Here is a 15,383-nt window from a genome sequence, read left to right on the forward strand (position 1 = left end):
GCTCAGCCCCCGATCAGCACGGTGGCGCAGCCCGACACGACCGGGGACCCGCAGCCGCTCAGATCTCCGACCCGGGCGGCCGGACTCCCGCCGATCAGCACGGTGGTGCTGCCGGGCGGTGCGATCGTGGACGGCGGGTGGGCCAGGGGGGACGCGCACAGATGGGCGGTGCCGACGGTGGCGGCGGGCTTCCCGCCGATCAGCACCGACACCACTCCGGGCGGTCCGACCGTGCCGGGGTGACCGGTGGGGTCGGTGACCCGTGCGGCTGCTGCTGACGGCATGCGGTGTACTCCTCTTCCCCTGATTGCGGCAGGTCGGTCGAGCGTGACCGGCGGTCGATCGCGGCAGGCCGGCCGAACTTGATCATCAGCCGGTCCCTGTAGGTCAGTTGAGCTTGATCAGCGGCGCGTTGACGGAGACCGAACCGCCGCTCTTGACGTCCGTGCGCCGGCTTCCTTCGACGGTGACCTGGCCGCCCCGGACCTCCACCGCGCCGCCGGTGGAGAGCGCGACCCCGCCGTTCCCGCCGTCGACCGCGACCCCGCTGCGGGACGTCACCGTGACGCTGTCGCCGGCGAGTTCCAGGGCCCCTGCGCCGGCGTCGAGCGCGACGCCCTTGGCCGCCTTGACGGAGACCTGTTCCCTGGCCTCGATCGTCACGCTGCCGTCGCTGTTGATGACGACGGCCGTGCCCCGCCGGTCCAGGTCGATCGTGAGCTTTCCGTCGCCGGTACGGAGCCTGACGCCCTGCGGGCCGTTCGCCGCGTCCAGCAGTTCGAGCTGGTTTCCGCTCTTGGACGCGAAGGCGCGACGGTTCACCGCGCCGGTGGTGGGATCGACGAGATCGCCGCCGTCGCCGGGAGTCCCGGCAGCGGCCGGGGCGCCTCCACCACCGCCGCCCCCGGGCCGGTCCTTTCCGTTGTACAGCCCGGCCAGCACGTACGGACGGTCCAGGTGCCCGTGCTCGAAGCCGACCAGCACCTCGTCCCCGACCTCCGGGATGAAGGCCTCGCCGCCGCCCGTCCCGCCGGACTGTGCGGTGCGCGCCCAGTCGCTCGCGTACTCGTCCGACAGCCAGGGGAAGCGCACCTTCACCCGGCCCGATCCCTCGGGGTCCTGGGTGTCCGTGACCGTCCCGCTGACCAGTCCGGCGCATCGCCCCCCACCCACGGACGCACCGGCCGTCCCCTGCCCGCCTCCGGTGAGCCCGAAGAGCGAGCGTTCCTGCTGCCCGGACACGGTGATCCAGGTCTCGTAGCCGCGTACGGCGTCGAAGACGTGCCGCGACGAAGTGACGGTGTAGCGGCCCTCGAACGGGGCCCCCACCGCGTTCAGCGCCACCGCGCTGCCGGCCCTGACCTCGGGGTTCCCCCGGATCACCGCCTCCAGCTCCGCGAACGACCCGGCGATCCGCTCCGCCAGTGCCTTCGCCGCCCGGTCCACCTGTGCCTGCGCCCCGTACACCGCGTCGGTCACCACGAACCGCGCCTCACCGAACGGTGCGGACACGTCGGCCGCCGTGACGCCGAGCTCCAGCGTCGTCGAGGTTCCGGCCGGGGCCCTGCCCACCACCGGCTCCTTCGCGCCGACGTCCCAGCCGCGCACCTCCACCTCGGACACCTGCTCGGCGGCCGACACCCCGGCACGGCAGCGCAACAGGTTGTCGCCCAGTTCGAGGACGAGGGCGTTGCGTCCGGCGCGCGCGGATCCGTCCGGCGCCGCGCTCGCCTCGGCGGGACGGGTGATGTGCAGCTGTCCGTCCCGTACGTACGCCTGCGCACCGGCCTCCTCGGCGAGCCCGCGGACGAACTCCCAGTCGGTGACGTTGGGCTGGGCGATGTGCTCGATCACGGGGCCGGCCACGTCCACCGTCCCCGGCTTCAGTCCGGCGCGCTGGGCGACCTGGCCGCAGATGTCGGCGAGCGTCATGTTCTGGTAGCTGGCGACGCGCCGTCCCCGCAGCAGCCGGTGCGACTCGTCGAGTCCGCGCACCACGGTGAACGTGCCGGTCTCGTCGAGCTCCACCTCGAGCGCCGTGACGACGCCTTCGAGCAGCGGCTTCGGAGCGGTGTCACCGCCCGCCCTGGCCAGCAGCCGGGCCTCGCTGCCGATCCTCAGCCCGGCCTGTTCCAGCAGCACCCGGTCGGGGTCCCGGAACCGCAGCAGGAACAGGTCGGGGAGCGTACGGCTGTCGTCGACGTACCCCTCGACAAGGGTGTTCACGAACTTCGCGGGAAGCGGGGTGCCGTTGAACTCCACCACCAGCGCGGTGGCCACGCCCTGCTGGGTCATCGCACCGGCCCCCGGTCCGCTTCGCCGCCGCCGAGTCTGCTCAGCTCGTCGAGGGCGGGCAGCAGGAGCTGCGTTCCCGGTGCGAGGCGCAGCGGGTCGTCGATACGGTTCGCCTCGGCGATGATCCGCCAGGCGCCGGCGTCCCCGTACTCCCGGTGGGCCAGCGAAGGCAGCGAGTCCCCCGCGGCGACCCGGTGCACGCGCCGGGCGGCGAGCGCGCCCGATGTCGGGTTCTGGCCGGGCGTCTCCCCGCTGATCTCCTCCATGGTGACCTGGCAGACGGCCCGGATCGGCACCCCGGACGTGGTGAACAGGGTGTACTTCGCGGCGACTTGGCTGACGTACCCGGGGAATCCGGTGAGTCCGCCCCAGTGGAAGACCACCCACGGCGGTGACGACCGCTGCTGCTGGCGGGTCTCGCTCGTGGGCACGCAGCAGGCGAACAGCTGCTCCACCGAGGTGACCACCCGGGTGTCCTGCGTGTCGCTGGCGTCGAAGAACATCTCGACGGTGAGCTTGCTGGGCTGCGACCCCTGGTATTCCGGCGGGCCCGAGCTCTTCGCCCCCTTGGCCGGGGTGCGTTTCCAGGAGGCGGCCTTGGTCAGGCTCAGCTCCTTGGGGTTGAACTGGAAGTCGATCCGCCCGCACGGTCCGCCGGGCGTGAGCCCGCCCCCGGTGGGCGGCGTCCGCAGCTCCAGGTAGGCGTGCTCCAGCTTGGGCCTGGCCGAGCCGCCCTTGGCCGAGGACGCCGCTCCGGACGTACCGGCGGCACTGAAGGCGATGGGTCCCGCGCCGCTCACGCCGCTCAGCCCTCCATCACGTAACCGTGGTGGGCGATCTCGATCGTCTCCATCGCGACCTTGGGCGATTCGGGGGTGAACGAGGGCCCGGTCCAGCGCACGGGCACGACCTCCAGCAGCCCCCACTGGGCCACCTTCCGCCCGTCCCCGGTCCGCGCCTCGATGTGCGCCGTCTTGCGGCTGAACCCGGTCGTCATGGTGGCGAACCAGCGCGCGACCTTCTCCGTCTCGCGGGTGAGCGGCCGGGACAGCTTGACGTTGGAGTACTTCAGCCGGGTCGGCAACTGCCACAGATGCCCGTTGTTGCCGCCCTCCTCCCGGGTTTCGAGGACCACTTCGCAGCCCAGCCCGTCGCAGGTATTGAACGACCCGAGCTCGATGTCGTCGATGGTCACGACGAAGCAGACGCTGACGGCGGGATCGTCGTCCGGGGAGGTGGCCATGGCACGTGCCTCTCGATCGATGACTCGGTGGCTCAGTGACTCGGGTACGGGCGCTGATCGTCAGTGGCGGGTGTTGATCAGGAATCCGGCGCGTTCGCGTTCGAGCCGGAGGTCGGCCTTGAGGAGCCGGCTGAGCGGCCCGTAGAGAGCACGGACCAGCTCGTCCGTCACGGGAGGCGCGCCCTGACCCAGCGGCGCCCCGGTGCGGGTCTCCGGACCGGCGGACACGTCGCCGGAGGGACCGCCCTCCGGCCCCGGCCCCTCCTCGGCTCCGGAATCCGTCACGGGAGGCGGCTCGGGCTCCGGCAGAGGTGGCGGCTCCTCGGCGATCTCCGCGTCCCGCTGGACGACCGGCCGCGAGGTCCCGTGCAGGGGCGCGGCCGCGAAGACGACGCTCCCGTCGGCCATGCGCTGGGCAACTCCGGCCGCCACGGCGGCGGAGCCGGCGGTGGGGTACGTTGCACGGCCCCCGGTACGGGCGGCCGGGCCGGGCACGGGCGGCGCCCCGCCCGTGTGCCGTGGTACGGGCGACACTTCACGCTGCAAGAGGGCCGCCGGCGGACCGGCAGGCGCTCCCGGAGCCGGGGCGGTCCACCGTACGGGCACGGCGGACGGCTGAATCACGGACAGGGGCGGGCCGCCGGGCTCTGATGGCATCCGCTGCACCCCGCCACCGCCCTCGGACGCGCGCTGCACGGCCGCCGCGGCCGATGGACCGGCATCGTCCGGAGCGCTGGCGGCGCGGAGGGACAACGGGCGCTCGCCGAGAAGGGGCGCCGTGGGGCCGACTGCGGGCGGCGGTACGGGGGTGTTCGGAGGTACGGGGGTGGGAGCCGAATCGGCCGCGGAGCGCTGGACGGGGACAGTGCGGTCCGTGGAGGCCGGGGCCACCATGCTCTCCCCGCCCGGATCTCCGCCGGACATCACACCGACCGAGGGGGCATCACCGAGCAACGGGGCGAGAGGCTCGGCCGTCTCTGACGGCTCGGACGGCTCCTGCACCTCCGGAGCGGCAGGTGTCCCGCCGTCCGCCGGAACAGCCGGATCGTCCACCGGCGCATCCGGGGCCGCATCCCGTTGCACCAACGGAGGCCGGAGTGAAGGTAGTTGTGGGGAAGACGAACGAACGGCCCGGCGCTGCGCGGTCGGCGGCAGACCGGGCAGCGGCGCCCCGAGCCCCGGCGTACGCCGAGGCGGCCGCGCCGGCGGGGAACCGACGGTGCGCTGCACCGCAGCCGCACCGGGCAGAGCCTCCCCTCCGGATTCCGCGCCCATCGCCGGGTGCTCGACGTGTTCCGCCTGCTGTACGAGCGGCTGCTCGCCGACCAGTTGCCGTACGGGAAGACCGGCCACGGCCGAGGAATTCCCTGCTGACGTCAGGGACGGTGCGTCTTCCCCGTAGTGGCGCTGAACAGCCACCGGAGCGGACCTGCCCGGCATCCGCAGCGGCATCTCGACGGCCCGCTGCACCGCGGGGGCGGGGCTCCCCGGCGCCGCAAGGGCGACTCCGGGCGCCGCAAGGGCGACTCCGCGCACCAGCCCCGCGGGCGCGTCCGGGCTGACCAAGTGCCCCAGCGGCGTGCCGAGTGCCGTCTCCCGACGAGTCGTCAAAGCGGCCTGGAATCCGCCGGGGTCGATGACGAGGTCCTGCGCGGTGACGGACCTTTGCACAGGCGCCAGACGGCTCACATCGACGCGGTCGCGCCCCATCGGCCGCGGAGCGTCCACGACGGCCGGGGAGGACGCGTCGCCGGTGGCGCGACCGCCGCGCAGCCAGGACATCAGTCCCATGGAATCTCCCGCCCTTCCCGCGCTCCCGCTACTGCCCGTTGAGGCGAGCGATCTGTGCGACGAACTTCAGTCGTTCCGGATGTTCCAGGTCCAGCAGGTCGTCCAGCGGCCAGTGGAAGTGGTAGGCGAGGTACGCGACTTCCTCGTAGAGGAGGTCGGCCGCGTACGTCACGATTCCCCCAGGCGACCGCCGGCGAGATCCACCGCGAACTCCTCCTTGCAGGACGGACACGAGACGGCGGCGCGGGTGTGCCCCTCCGCGTTGATCCGGCGGTAGAAGTCCTGGAGGAACGCCAGGTCGGACGCGAACAGGTCCTCGATGACACCGGGGTGGATGTCCTCGACCGTCCCGATGCGGGTCACGACGCGGGAGATCAGCACGACCGACAGATACGCGGAGTTCTCCCGGACCCGGTCGTCGCGCAACGGCACGAGTTCGTCCCGGGCCGTCGCGAGCCGCATCACACCGGAACGGTGGACGGTGCCCGACTCGTCGACGTACCCGCGCGGCAGGTCGAAGGCGAACTCCGTGCGCAACGGCTCGGGCCGCCCGGCACCTTCCCCCCGCTCCGTCGGCTCCCGCTGAGGGGCCTGGAACTGGACCGAGCGCCGCATCAGTCGAGCTCCATGCTCTCGTAGGTGATCGACAGTTTCTCCGTGAGGACCGAGGTGTCACCGGCCTTGAGCGTGCCGATCTCCAGGGACTTCGGCCAGGCGTTGATCAGCTTGTACCGCTTGATGGGCAGGCCCTCGTAGTCGTAGACGATGACCGCTCCGTTGCGCCGGGCGCTCATCATGCGGCCGAACCGGGAGTCCTTGATCCAGCGTTCGAAGCTGTTGTCCTCCGTGAGGCCGCGCGTGACGGTGACCTCACCGGCCTTGGGCCGGCCGGGCAGCTTCTTGATGGCGTACTTGCCGTCGGCGGTGTTCTGCTTCAGCTCGATGACGTCCTGCTCCATCTTCAGACCGCTGACCTCGGTGATCTGCTTGATGATGACGCTGTCGAACTCCAGGCCGAAGGAATGCCCGACGGAACTGTCCAGATCGGGAAGTGGCACAACAGGCTCCTTACGCCAGGTGGGAGGACGGGCCGGTCACTGCTGAGCGAGGTGCTGCCGGCGCCCGGGTCACTCGTCGACACCCCCGCTGCCGCCGGTCAGCTGGGACAGCCGGAACACCACGAACTCCGCCGGCTTGACCGGGGCGACGCCGATCTCGCAGATGACCTGGCCCGCGTCGACGCTCTCGGGCGGGTTGGTCTCGCGGTCGCACTTCACGTAGAACGCCTCGTCCGGAGTGAGCCCGAACAGGGAGCCCTTGCGCCACTCGTTCACCAGGAACGCCGAGACCGTACGCCGGATACGTGCCCACAGCGCATCGTCGTTGGGCTCGAAGACGACCCACTGCGTGCCCGAGAGGATCGACTCCTCCAGGTAGTTGAAGAGCCGCCGGACGTTGAGGTAGCGCCAGGCCTGGTCGGAGGCCAGGGTGCGTGCGCCCCAGACCCGGATGCCGCGCCCGGGGAAGGAGCGGATGCAGTTCAGCCCGATCGGGTTCAGCAGATCGTGCTCGCCCTTGGTCAGCTGCGTCTGGAGCGCCACGGCCCCGCGCACCACCTCATTGGCGGGCGCCTTGTGCACCCCGCGCGTGTCGTCGTTGCGCGCCCAGATTCCCGCGATGTGCCCGCTCGGCGGTACGAGGGTGGCGCGGCCGGATGACGGGTCGGCGACGCTGATCCAGGGGTAGTAGAGCGTGGCGTACTTCGAGTCGAAGTTGGCCCGGTCGGTGCGCCAGCCCCTGATCTGCTGGGGAGAGAGTCCCGGCGGCGGGTCGAGGATGGCGACGCGGTCGCCCATCAACTCGCAGTGAGTGATCAGCCCTTGCTGCACGGCGATGACCGACTCCAGATCCAGCAGGCCGCGTTGGTACGCACCCATCAGGTCGGGCACGGCGATCATCGTGACCTCGTCCACCGCTTCGAGCCCGCCGAGCCCCGTGCGTCGGTCGGCGTCGCCGACGTACACCTCGGGGGCGAGCGCTCCGGCACCGCCTGCGGCGGGGGCGGCCGGGGCGAGTGCGACGGTCTGGACCTCGGGCCTGGCGGGGGCGGCGCCGCGCCCCGTCTCGCGTATCTCGATGAGCTCGGATTTCGCGTTGACGCGGGTGGCGACGTTCTCCTTGCTGCGTTTGGTGGTGACGGAGGGGTACGTCTCCGCGACCTGCCCGTCCCGCCTGACGATCAGCTGGAAGACGTCGGAGGGCGGGTCGTCGCCCTCGGCCTCCGCGACCTCCACGCTGATCTCACCGGTCACGCCGGCCCGGGGCTTGACGGCGTACGGCCCGATCTGGACCTCGGCCCCGACGGCCGGCGCACCGGCACCGCTGTCCAGTCCCTCGGCCCGCTCGGCCCCTTCCGCTCCGTCAGCTCCTTCGTCGATGCGCACGACGTAACAGATGCCGCCCCCGTTGGCGAAGAAGCCGTAGACGGAGGAGGCGAGGTACGTGCCGTCGACGAAGTCGCCGAAGGTGCTGACGAACTGGCTCCAGTTCGTGATGAGCGTCGGCTCGTCGAACGGACCCTGCTGGGCGAAGCCGACAAAGGCGGCGACCGATGTGCCCACCCCTTCGATCGGCCGGGATCCGGACTCGACCTCTTCGACGTAGACGCCCGGGGACAGGTACGACGGCATATGAGCCTCTCCTTGACGCGCTCCTCGACATGTTCCTCGCCCCGTTTCACGGCCGGGGACCGCGAGCAATTCTCGCCAGTCGCACGATCACCGGGAACGGATACTCGGCCGCCCCGCCGTGCACCGGCGGCTGCCCGATGAGGCAATCCGCGAGCGCCTCCCGCACCACGGGGGCGTGCCCCGGCCGCGGTCCGCCCGCGCTCGACCCGCCCGGTACGCGCGCGGCAGCCTGGCACACCACGTCCGGGCGGTTCGGTGGCTGGCGGGAGGGACGGATGAAGGCGGTTCCGGCGAAGACCCCACCCGAAACGCCCCGTACGGACGCCGCCCCCCGCACGGACCGGGCCGCCCCCGCCCCGTCCGCCGCGGCCCCGGACCGCCGGAGCATCCAGCGCCTGCAACGGGCGGCCGGCAACGCGGCGGTCTCCCGACTGGTGGCCCAGCGCTACACGGCCCCGGTCAAGCCGGCCCCGGCCCAGGCCCCCGGCTTCCGCAGCCTCAAGGCGGCCGTGGCGGCGAAGAAGACGCACATCGCCGTCCACCCGCCTGCGGCCGCGGAGTCCAAGGCGTCCCAGGACGCGGCGGTCGCACCCCCTGACGACAAGGAAGCCCAGGGCAAGGCGGCCAACGCCGAGAAGATGAACGCGGCGAAGCCCGGTGAGTTCGACAAGAAGGCGTTCGTCGACGCGGTGAACAAGGCGATCGACGCCCAGGCGCCGAAAAACCTCGACGAGGCCGACAAGTTCTCCAAGTCGGGCAAGGCCGAGAAGGTCAAGGCGGAGGTCGACGGCAAGGTCACGGACGGCAAGGAGTCGTCGGCCAAGGACATAGACACGGCGACGAAGGCCCCACCGGACACCTCGGCCGCCAAGGACAAACCGGTCACTCCCCTCACCCCGGACCGGCCGCCGGGCAATCCCGGCGCCCCTGCCGCGTCGGACGCGATCCCCGCGAAGCAGCCGCCGGCCGTCACCGACTTCTCCGAAGGCCCGGCGCAGAACGACAAGGAGATGGCGGACGCCGAGGTCACCGAGGACCAGCTGGCCAAGGGCAACGAACCGGAGTTCAACGAGGCCCTCTCCGCGAAGAAGACGGCCGAGGCGGACTCCGAGAAGGCCCCCTCGAAGGGCAGGGCCGCCGAGAACCAGCAGCTCACCACGGCCAAGGCCGGCGCGGCCGCCTCCGGCGCGGCCGCCATGACGGCCCTCACCGCGACGCGCGGCGAGGCCGGCCAGCAAGTGGACGGCGGCAAGGGCGAGACGAAGTCGAAGGACGAGAAGAAGCGCGCCGAGGTCACGGCGAAGCTCCAGAAGGTCTACGACGGCACGAAGAAGGACGTCGAGACCACGCTCTCCGACCTGGACAAGAAGGTCGACACGGCGTTCACGGCGGGCGAGAAGGCGGCCAGGGACGCGTTCACGGCGGACCACAAGCGCCGGATGAAGAAGTACAAGGACAAGCGCTACTCGGGCTGGACCGGCAAGGCCCGCTGGGTGAAGGACAAGTTCGCCGGCCTCCCCGAGGCGGCGAACGACCTCTACCAGGAAGCGCGCAAGCTCTACGTCGCCCAGATGCAGACGGTGATCTCCTCGGTCGCCGACATCATCGGCACGGAACTCGGCAAGGCGAAGGCCCGCATCGCCAAGGGCCGCACCGAACTCAAGGCGGAGGTCGACAAACTCCCCGCGGACCTGCGCCAGTTCGGCGAGGAGGCGGCGAAGGACTTCGCGGGGAAGTTCGACGACCTGGAAGCGACGGTCAACGAGAAGTCGGAGCAGCTGGTCCAGGACCTGGCGTCCAAGTACACGGCGGCGCTCAACAAGATCGACGAAGAAATAAAGAAACTCCAGGAGGCCAACAAGGGCCTGATCGACAAGGCGAAGGACGCGATCGTCGGCGCCATCAAGACGATCAACGAGCTGAAGAACCTCCTCCTGGGCATCCTCGCCAAGGCCGCCGGCGCCATCATGAAGATCATCAAGGACCCCATCGGCTTCCTGGGCAACCTGGTCAGGGCCGTGGGCGCGGGCCTCAACCTCTTCGTCACGAACATCGCGGAGCACCTGAAGACGGGCGTCGTCTCCTGGCTCCTCGGCACCGCGGTCAAGGCGGGCCTCGAACTCCCCCAGAAGTTCGACATGAAGGGCATCATCCAGCTCATCGGCTCACTGCTGGGCCTGACCTGGGACAACATCAAGGCCCGCGTCACCCGCAAGGGCGTCCCGGACGAGGCGATGGCGGCGGTCGAGACGTCGGTCCCGGTCGCGAAGAACATCGCGAGCGAGGGCCCGGCGGGCGCGGTCAAGGAAATCCAGGCGGAGGCCGGCGACCTCAAGGCCACGATCCTGGAAAAGCTGACGAGCTACCTGATCCCGACGGTCATCATCGCGGGCGTCACATGGATCCTCTCCCTGCTCAACCCGGCCTCCGCCTTCGTCCGCGCGGTCAAGGGAATCATCGACATCGTCACCTTCGTCGTGACGCAGGGCGCGCAGATAGCGGAGTTCGTCAACTCGGTGCTGGACGCGGTGGTGGCGATAGCCAACGGCGGCCAGGCAGGCGTCCCGAAGATGGTCGAGGCGGCATTGGCGGCGAGCGTGCCGCTGCTGATCGGTTTCCTGGCGTCGTTGCTGGGCATCGGGAGCCTGGCCAACAAGGTCAAGAGCGTGTTCCATGCGGTGGCGCGGCCGGTGAACCGGGCGATCGACAAGATCGTGGACTTCATTGCCAAGAAGGCCAGGAGATTCCGACCCAAACCAGAGAAGGAGAAAGCAAAGCCGAAACCATCATCAGGAAATTCCACCAAGGAAGGAGATACAGAAAACCTCACCCAACAACAAAAGGCAAAGATAGCCAACGATGCATCCCGAGACACCTACAAGAAGATCATATCAGGAAAGAACCCGAAGGACCTACCTCAAATAATAAGCTCATCCTTAGAGAAATGGAAAAAGAAAGGAGTTAAGTCACTCACCATCGAACCGGCCCCAGGCGGTTCATTTCTCGTACTGGCAAAAGTAAACCCGGCCGACGAAAGCCCTTCGTTTACATTCGACCCGAACAAGGAGAATGTTCAGCACCTCATGTCTTACTCCGAGATCACAGTGAGTGGTAAGGCCTGGGCGACAGGAAGCATCGTGATCAATGAAATCGACGGAATACTCTTCGGGCCCTCCAAGAACAAACCGAAGGTGTCCGCACGCGAAGAAGCAAAGGTCAGCGAAATCGCACACGCCGAAGAAACCGTAATAGCCATATTTAAATCCTTCTGGGAAGCAAAGAAGGGCGAACTGGAAGCCAGTGGAGCAAAACCCGGCGACGTGATCATTAAAATTGACCTGCATGTCGGATACAATTGTTGCGTCAAGTGCGCAGACTATTTGGCAACATTTGTCAAGGAACTCACCGACGCCGGTTACGCAATAAACGCGACCGCCAAGTTCTCCACGTTCTATCAGGGCGGGAATATCGGCGGAAGCAACCCCCGACCGGCCACGGTCTCTGAATCCTGGATCGATCGAAATCGAAAGATGGTCGAACTATTCCTCAACGAAAGCAACCTGACACCCGCCTCGGAAAGAACGATGCTACTGGAAGCGGACCCCGACCGATACTGGGGGCGAACCGAGGACAGCCCAGGGAACCCCAAGGACGAGGAATGGCTTAAGATCAGAAGAAAAAGGGACCAAGGATTGCTCTCACTTGCAATTCTCCAGGACGCAAAAGTCAAGGTTGGGGTCCTGGACTCGTCGAACTTGTCCGACGAGAAATTGACCGATAATCAGAAGATCACCCTAAAAGCCAGAACCGACGCGTTGAACGCCGCCATCGAGGAAACGAAGAAGAAGATAGAAAACGCCGATTCCACATAGGAGTGAATCACCGTGATCGATCCGGTCGAATATCTGGACGTCTTTTCCTATGAAGGCATCGGCATACGGAGAGGAGCCCGCCTCCGACTCGCTGCGCGGGCGCCCGACGAAAAGGTCACGACTCTCCTTTCCGAGCTCGGAATCCCGCAACAATTGGGAAATGACCTCTTCTTCCATGACATCAGCAAGGGAATCAAGACTCTCAAAGAGGCGCGCGAAGAGGCTGGCGGGGAAAGCCGGTCGAACCTTGATGACCTGCTTTACCTCGGCGCAGGCACCCATTCAGGAGTAATCCTCCTCGACGGAAGCACGGGAGAGGTATTTTCCTGGAATGACGAATCGACGGAGCGGATCAACACGCACCTTCAGTTCTTTATCGATTTCATTTGCAAGATTCAGAAACAAATTAACGATTTCGAAGAGACCGAAAGTTCTCCTGCCCCATCCTTCGATGACTTCCTCCAAGGTTTTCTGATGAATCTGGCGAGTACAGACTCCGGAGCACCGACCCAAACCAACGGTTACTGGGATCAAATGCTGCGAAGCATTTTCGATGCGTGACCTTCTGCCTCAGCAGCAAGTCCCTAAAAACCCAGCTGTAGAGCACAATCTTCCCGTCCGGGATGCGACTTGTCACCGGTGGTGGCTGGTGAGGGATCGCTGCTGATCGAGTCGCCGCCGGCGCTGCATTCCGTGCGGGCCGGCCTTCCCGGGCCCACTCATGGCCACCACGAACGCCTCCCGCAACCGGTCGGGATCCATGCTGTGGCCTGTGGCCGCCATCTCATCGTCAGTCCGCACAACTCACGATGATCAAAGGTGGCCACACTCGTTCGCCCCCCGACCGGACCCGGCCATCACCATCACGCTCTACGAGCGTCCGGTGAGCAGATCCGCCAGGCGGGCGGCGAACTCGGTGAGCCCAGCCGTGGTCCGGCACGGGCGATACGAAAACCGTGGCACCGGCCCCAGAATGCAGCCTAGAGGCATTGAACTGGGCCCACCGCCGGACGCGTTCACGGTCGATTCCCGCGGCCTCGGCGAAAACATCCACGCCGCGCTGGAAAGCCTTACCCAGGTCATCCGCTTCAGAGAGCGTCAGCGCGCGGGACGTCAGCAACGTGCCGCCGCCATAGGCGGGATCCCCTACATACCCCTTGGGATCGACAGCCAGCCAGTGGTGTTCCGCTGTTGGAGCCTCGGGCCCACTCCCTGCTGCCGGACAGGAGCTCTCCTCAGAATCCGCCGCAGCGGGAGCACAGGACTCGCGCCATGAGGACAGCGGGCGTCACTCATCGGCCACCCGCACCGGCAGCGACTTCAGCCCGTTGATGAAGTTCGACACCAGGCGACGTGGTGGGCCCTCAAGCCGGAGTGGCCCGGCAGGGAGTACCCGGCACGCCTCCTCGTACAACGCCCTCAGCTGCAAGCGCGCGAAGTGCGCGCCCAGGCAGACATGCGAGCCGTCGCCGAACGAGATGTGCGGGTTCGGGGAGCGGGCGAGGTCCAGGGTGAACGGGTCGGGGAAGACGCGTTCGTCGTGGTTGGCCGAGGCGTGGAAGACGACCACCTTGTCGCCGGCGCGGATGCGCGTGCCCGCCAGGTCCGTGTCCGCCGCCGCAGTGCGGCGGAAGGTGAGGACGGGCGGGTGGCGACGCAGCAGTTCGTCGACTGCGGTGGTGAACCCCACCTCGCCGATGCGCAGGCGAGCGTACGCCTCGGGGTACTCGGCCAGGAGGTTCAGACCGCCTGGGGCCGCACTGCGTACCGTGTCGTTCCCCGCCACCACCAGCAGGAAGAAGAACATCTCCAGCTCGGGTGCGGTCAGTTCCGGGTCGGTGGCGAGGGCCGTCATGACGTCGTCGGCAGGGTGTCGGCGCTTGTGTGCCGCCAGCGTGTGCGCATAGTCGAACATGTCGCGCAGTGACGCCGGGGAGCGCGGGTTGACCGGCTTGCCGTCCGGGCCGAGTGTCGGCGTCCCTGCCTCGTCCGGGTCTTGATATCCGATGACGCGTTGGGTCCAGTGGAGGAGGAGCGCGCGATCGGTGGCCGGTACGCCCAGCAGATCGGTGAGGTTGAGCAGGGCGTAGTCGTCGGTGACCTGAGTGACCAGGTCGCAGGTGCCGTCAGCGGCCCGTGCCTCGGTGATCGCGCGGGTGAGGAGGGAGCGGGCTCGTTCCCTTACGACCGATTCGAAGTGGTCCACGCGTCTCGGGGTGAAGGCGCGGCTGACGAGCGTACGCAGTCGCCGGTGGTGCGGGGGGTCCTGATTGAGCATCATCCGGCGGATGAACGGCAGGTCCGCGGGGTCCGGGTCGCGGATCTGGGTGGCGCCCAGGTACGAGGAGTACGTGGGCGAGTCCTTCAGTACGCGGACGGCGTCCTCGTGCCGGCTGACCGCCCAGAAGCCCGGGCCCGCCGGCCAGCCCAGAACTTCCGGCTCCTTCTGCCACGCGACGGGGTGGTGGTCGCGCAGGTGGCGGTAGCGGTCGTGGGGGACGCCCAGCGCGTACTGCCTCGGATCGAAGACGTCCGGGACGGATACCGGGGAGAGGGGCCCGCTCACGCGCTCGCCTCGCCACCCTCCGGGTCCGCCCGCAGGAAGTCCTCCACCGCCCGGATGACATCGAGCGGAGCCTCGTCCATCGCGTAGTGGCCGCACGACGGCAGCTCCACGAGCTCGGCGCTCGGGAACCAGCGCATCCACGTGGAACGTTGCAGATCCGCGGAGAGGGCCGGGTCCAGAGCCCCCACCACCGCCAGGGCCGGCACCGGCGAACCGTCGATCCGGTCGTGGAAGTCCTCGCCCGCCCAGGAATCCAGCCACGCCCGGAACGCCTTCACGTCGCTGCACTCGACCGAGCGACGCACCATCCGGTCCAGCCAGGCGGCCGGGCGTCGGCCTCCGGTGGTGATGTCCAGGATGGCCCGACGGTTGCCCGGGTTCTGCGCCGCCTCGGCGAACAGCTCCCACTGCTCAGGCGGCAGGGGCAGGCCGGACGCGGGGACGGGTGACACACCGACGATCCTGCGCACCCGCTGCGGCGCGGCTGCCAGCGTCCGCTGGATGACGGAACCGCCCATCGAATGGCCGATCAGCGAGAAGCGGTCCCAGCCGAGCCGATCGGCCAGCGCAAGCACGTCGGCGGCACCCTCAGCCGTGGTGTAGGCGCCGCCCACATCCCTCGCCTCGCCGTATCCCCGCAGGTCCACCACCGCGTACTGGAACGTAGCGACGTCGAGGTCCGCCAGCACCGGGTCGTACGCGGAACGGTCGGCGAGCCAGCCGTGGACCGCGATCACCTTGTGCGGACCCTCGCCGTGCAGGGTATGAGGCAGTACAGACAAAGCAGTCACGTCGGCTCCCGTCGCAGTACGGCGGTGGTCTGTCGGTCAACAGCACGTCCGCCCGCCCACGGTGGCGTCATCCACCGGCCCGCGCAAGGGAACACGCGGAGGGATGTGTCAGGCGGCCGAGGGGAAGCCGGCCGC

The 15,383-nt window shown here is 68.5% G+C and carries 13 protein-coding genes and 1 pseudogene; 2 read left to right on the forward strand and 12 right to left on the reverse strand.

The window, feature by feature from the left end; genetic code table 11:
* Positions 1-2: 2 nt before the first annotated feature.
* The 9 genes from OG521_02655 to OG521_02695 all read right to left on the reverse strand — a co-directional run bounded on the left by OG521_02655 (position 3) and on the right by OG521_02695 (position 8,019).
* Positions 3-284: a PAAR domain-containing protein gene (locus OG521_02655; protein WUW19738.1), complete on the reverse strand. Its 282-nt coding sequence runs from the start codon at positions 282-284 to the stop codon at positions 3-5.
* Positions 285-387: 103 nt separating this feature from the next.
* On the reverse strand, positions 388-2,295 hold the full coding sequence (locus OG521_02660; GenBank protein ID WUW19739.1) for a VgrG-related protein: 1,908 nt from the start codon (positions 2,293-2,295) through the stop codon (positions 388-390).
* Entirely contained in the window at positions 2,292-3,095 is an 804-nt protein-coding gene (locus OG521_02665) for a LysM peptidoglycan-binding domain-containing protein (GenBank protein ID WUW19740.1), read from the reverse strand. The genes OG521_02660 and OG521_02665 overlap by 4 nt, the downstream gene beginning before the upstream one ends.
* A gap of 5 nt (positions 3,096-3,100) precedes the next feature.
* Complete coding sequence (locus OG521_02670; protein ID WUW19741.1) at positions 3,101-3,538, reverse strand: phage tail protein; 438 nt, start codon at positions 3,536-3,538, stop codon at positions 3,101-3,103.
* A gap of 60 nt (positions 3,539-3,598) precedes the next feature.
* Entirely contained in the window at positions 3,599-3,946 is a 348-nt protein-coding gene (locus tag OG521_02675) for a hypothetical protein (protein ID WUW19742.1), read from the reverse strand.
* A gap of 1,411 nt (positions 3,947-5,357) precedes the next feature.
* Positions 5,358-5,501 (reverse strand): hypothetical protein, encoded by a 144-nt coding sequence (locus OG521_02680; GenBank protein WUW19743.1) that lies wholly within the window; start codon positions 5,499-5,501, stop codon positions 5,358-5,360.
* Positions 5,498-5,944, reverse strand: a complete 447-nt coding sequence (locus OG521_02685) for a hypothetical protein (GenBank protein ID WUW19744.1) — start codon at positions 5,942-5,944, stop codon at positions 5,498-5,500. Before OG521_02685 ends, OG521_02680 begins: the two co-directional genes overlap by 4 nt.
* Complete coding sequence (locus OG521_02690) at positions 5,944-6,387, reverse strand: phage tail protein (GenBank protein ID WUW19745.1); 444 nt, start codon at positions 6,385-6,387, stop codon at positions 5,944-5,946. The genes OG521_02685 and OG521_02690 overlap by 1 nt, the downstream gene beginning before the upstream one ends.
* A gap of 69 nt (positions 6,388-6,456) precedes the next feature.
* Entirely contained in the window at positions 6,457-8,019 is a 1,563-nt protein-coding gene (locus tag OG521_02695) for a phage tail sheath subtilisin-like domain-containing protein (protein ID WUW19746.1), read from the reverse strand.
* A gap of 29 nt (positions 8,020-8,048) precedes the next feature.
* Here OG521_02695 and OG521_02700 point away from each other — a divergent pair, with 29 nt between their 5' ends.
* Complete coding sequence (locus tag OG521_02700; GenBank protein WUW19747.1) at positions 8,049-11,891, forward strand: hypothetical protein; 3,843 nt, start codon at positions 8,049-8,051, stop codon at positions 11,889-11,891.
* A 12-nt stretch (positions 11,892-11,903) separates the two neighbouring features.
* On the forward strand, positions 11,904-12,452 hold the full coding sequence (locus OG521_02705; protein ID WUW19748.1) for an SUKH-4 family immunity protein: 549 nt from the start codon (positions 11,904-11,906) through the stop codon (positions 12,450-12,452).
* Positions 12,453-12,761: 309 nt separating this feature from the next.
* Here OG521_02705 and OG521_02710 read toward each other — a convergent pair.
* The 3 genes and pseudogenes from OG521_02710 to OG521_02720 form a co-directional block, all read right to left on the reverse strand.
* A pseudogene (locus tag OG521_02710) lies at positions 12,762-13,068 on the reverse strand (aminoglycoside phosphotransferase family protein).
* 111 nt (positions 13,069-13,179) lie between these two features.
* Positions 13,180-14,457 (reverse strand): cytochrome P450, encoded by a 1,278-nt coding sequence (locus OG521_02715; protein ID WUW19749.1) that lies wholly within the window; start codon positions 14,455-14,457, stop codon positions 13,180-13,182.
* Positions 14,454-15,248 (reverse strand): alpha/beta hydrolase, encoded by a 795-nt coding sequence (locus OG521_02720; GenBank protein ID WUW19750.1) that lies wholly within the window; start codon positions 15,246-15,248, stop codon positions 14,454-14,456. Before OG521_02720 ends, OG521_02715 begins: the two co-directional genes overlap by 4 nt.
* Positions 15,249-15,383: the final 135 nt, after the last annotated feature.

It is taken from the genome of Streptomyces sp. NBC_01463, assembly GCA_036227345.1.
GTDB lineage: Bacteria > Actinomycetota > Actinomycetes > Streptomycetales > Streptomycetaceae > Streptomyces.

Excerpts from the sequence above, each read along its gene's own strand:
- OG521_02655 (WUW19738.1), bottom strand. The coding sequence starts at position 284 with ATGCCGTCAGCAGCAGCCGCACGGGTCACCGACCCCACCGGTCACCCC.
- OG521_02660 (WUW19739.1), bottom strand. The coding sequence starts at position 2,295 with ATGACCCAGCAGGGCGTGGCCACCGCGCTGGTGGTGGAGTTCAACGGC.
- OG521_02670 (WUW19741.1), bottom strand. The coding sequence starts at position 3,538 with ATGGCCACCTCCCCGGACGACGATCCCGCCGTCAGCGTCTGCTTCGTC.
- OG521_02675 (WUW19742.1), bottom strand. The coding sequence starts at position 3,946 with ATGGCCGACGGGAGCGTCGTCTTCGCGGCCGCGCCCCTGCACGGGACC.
- OG521_02685 (WUW19744.1), bottom strand. The coding sequence starts at position 5,944 with ATGCGGCGCTCGGTCCAGTTCCAGGCCCCTCAGCGGGAGCCGACGGAG.
- OG521_02695 (WUW19746.1), bottom strand. The coding sequence starts at position 8,019 with ATGCCGTCGTACCTGTCCCCGGGCGTCTACGTCGAAGAGGTCGAGTCC.
- OG521_02700 (WUW19747.1), top strand. The coding sequence starts at position 8,049 with ATGTTCCTCGCCCCGTTTCACGGCCGGGGACCGCGAGCAATTCTCGCC.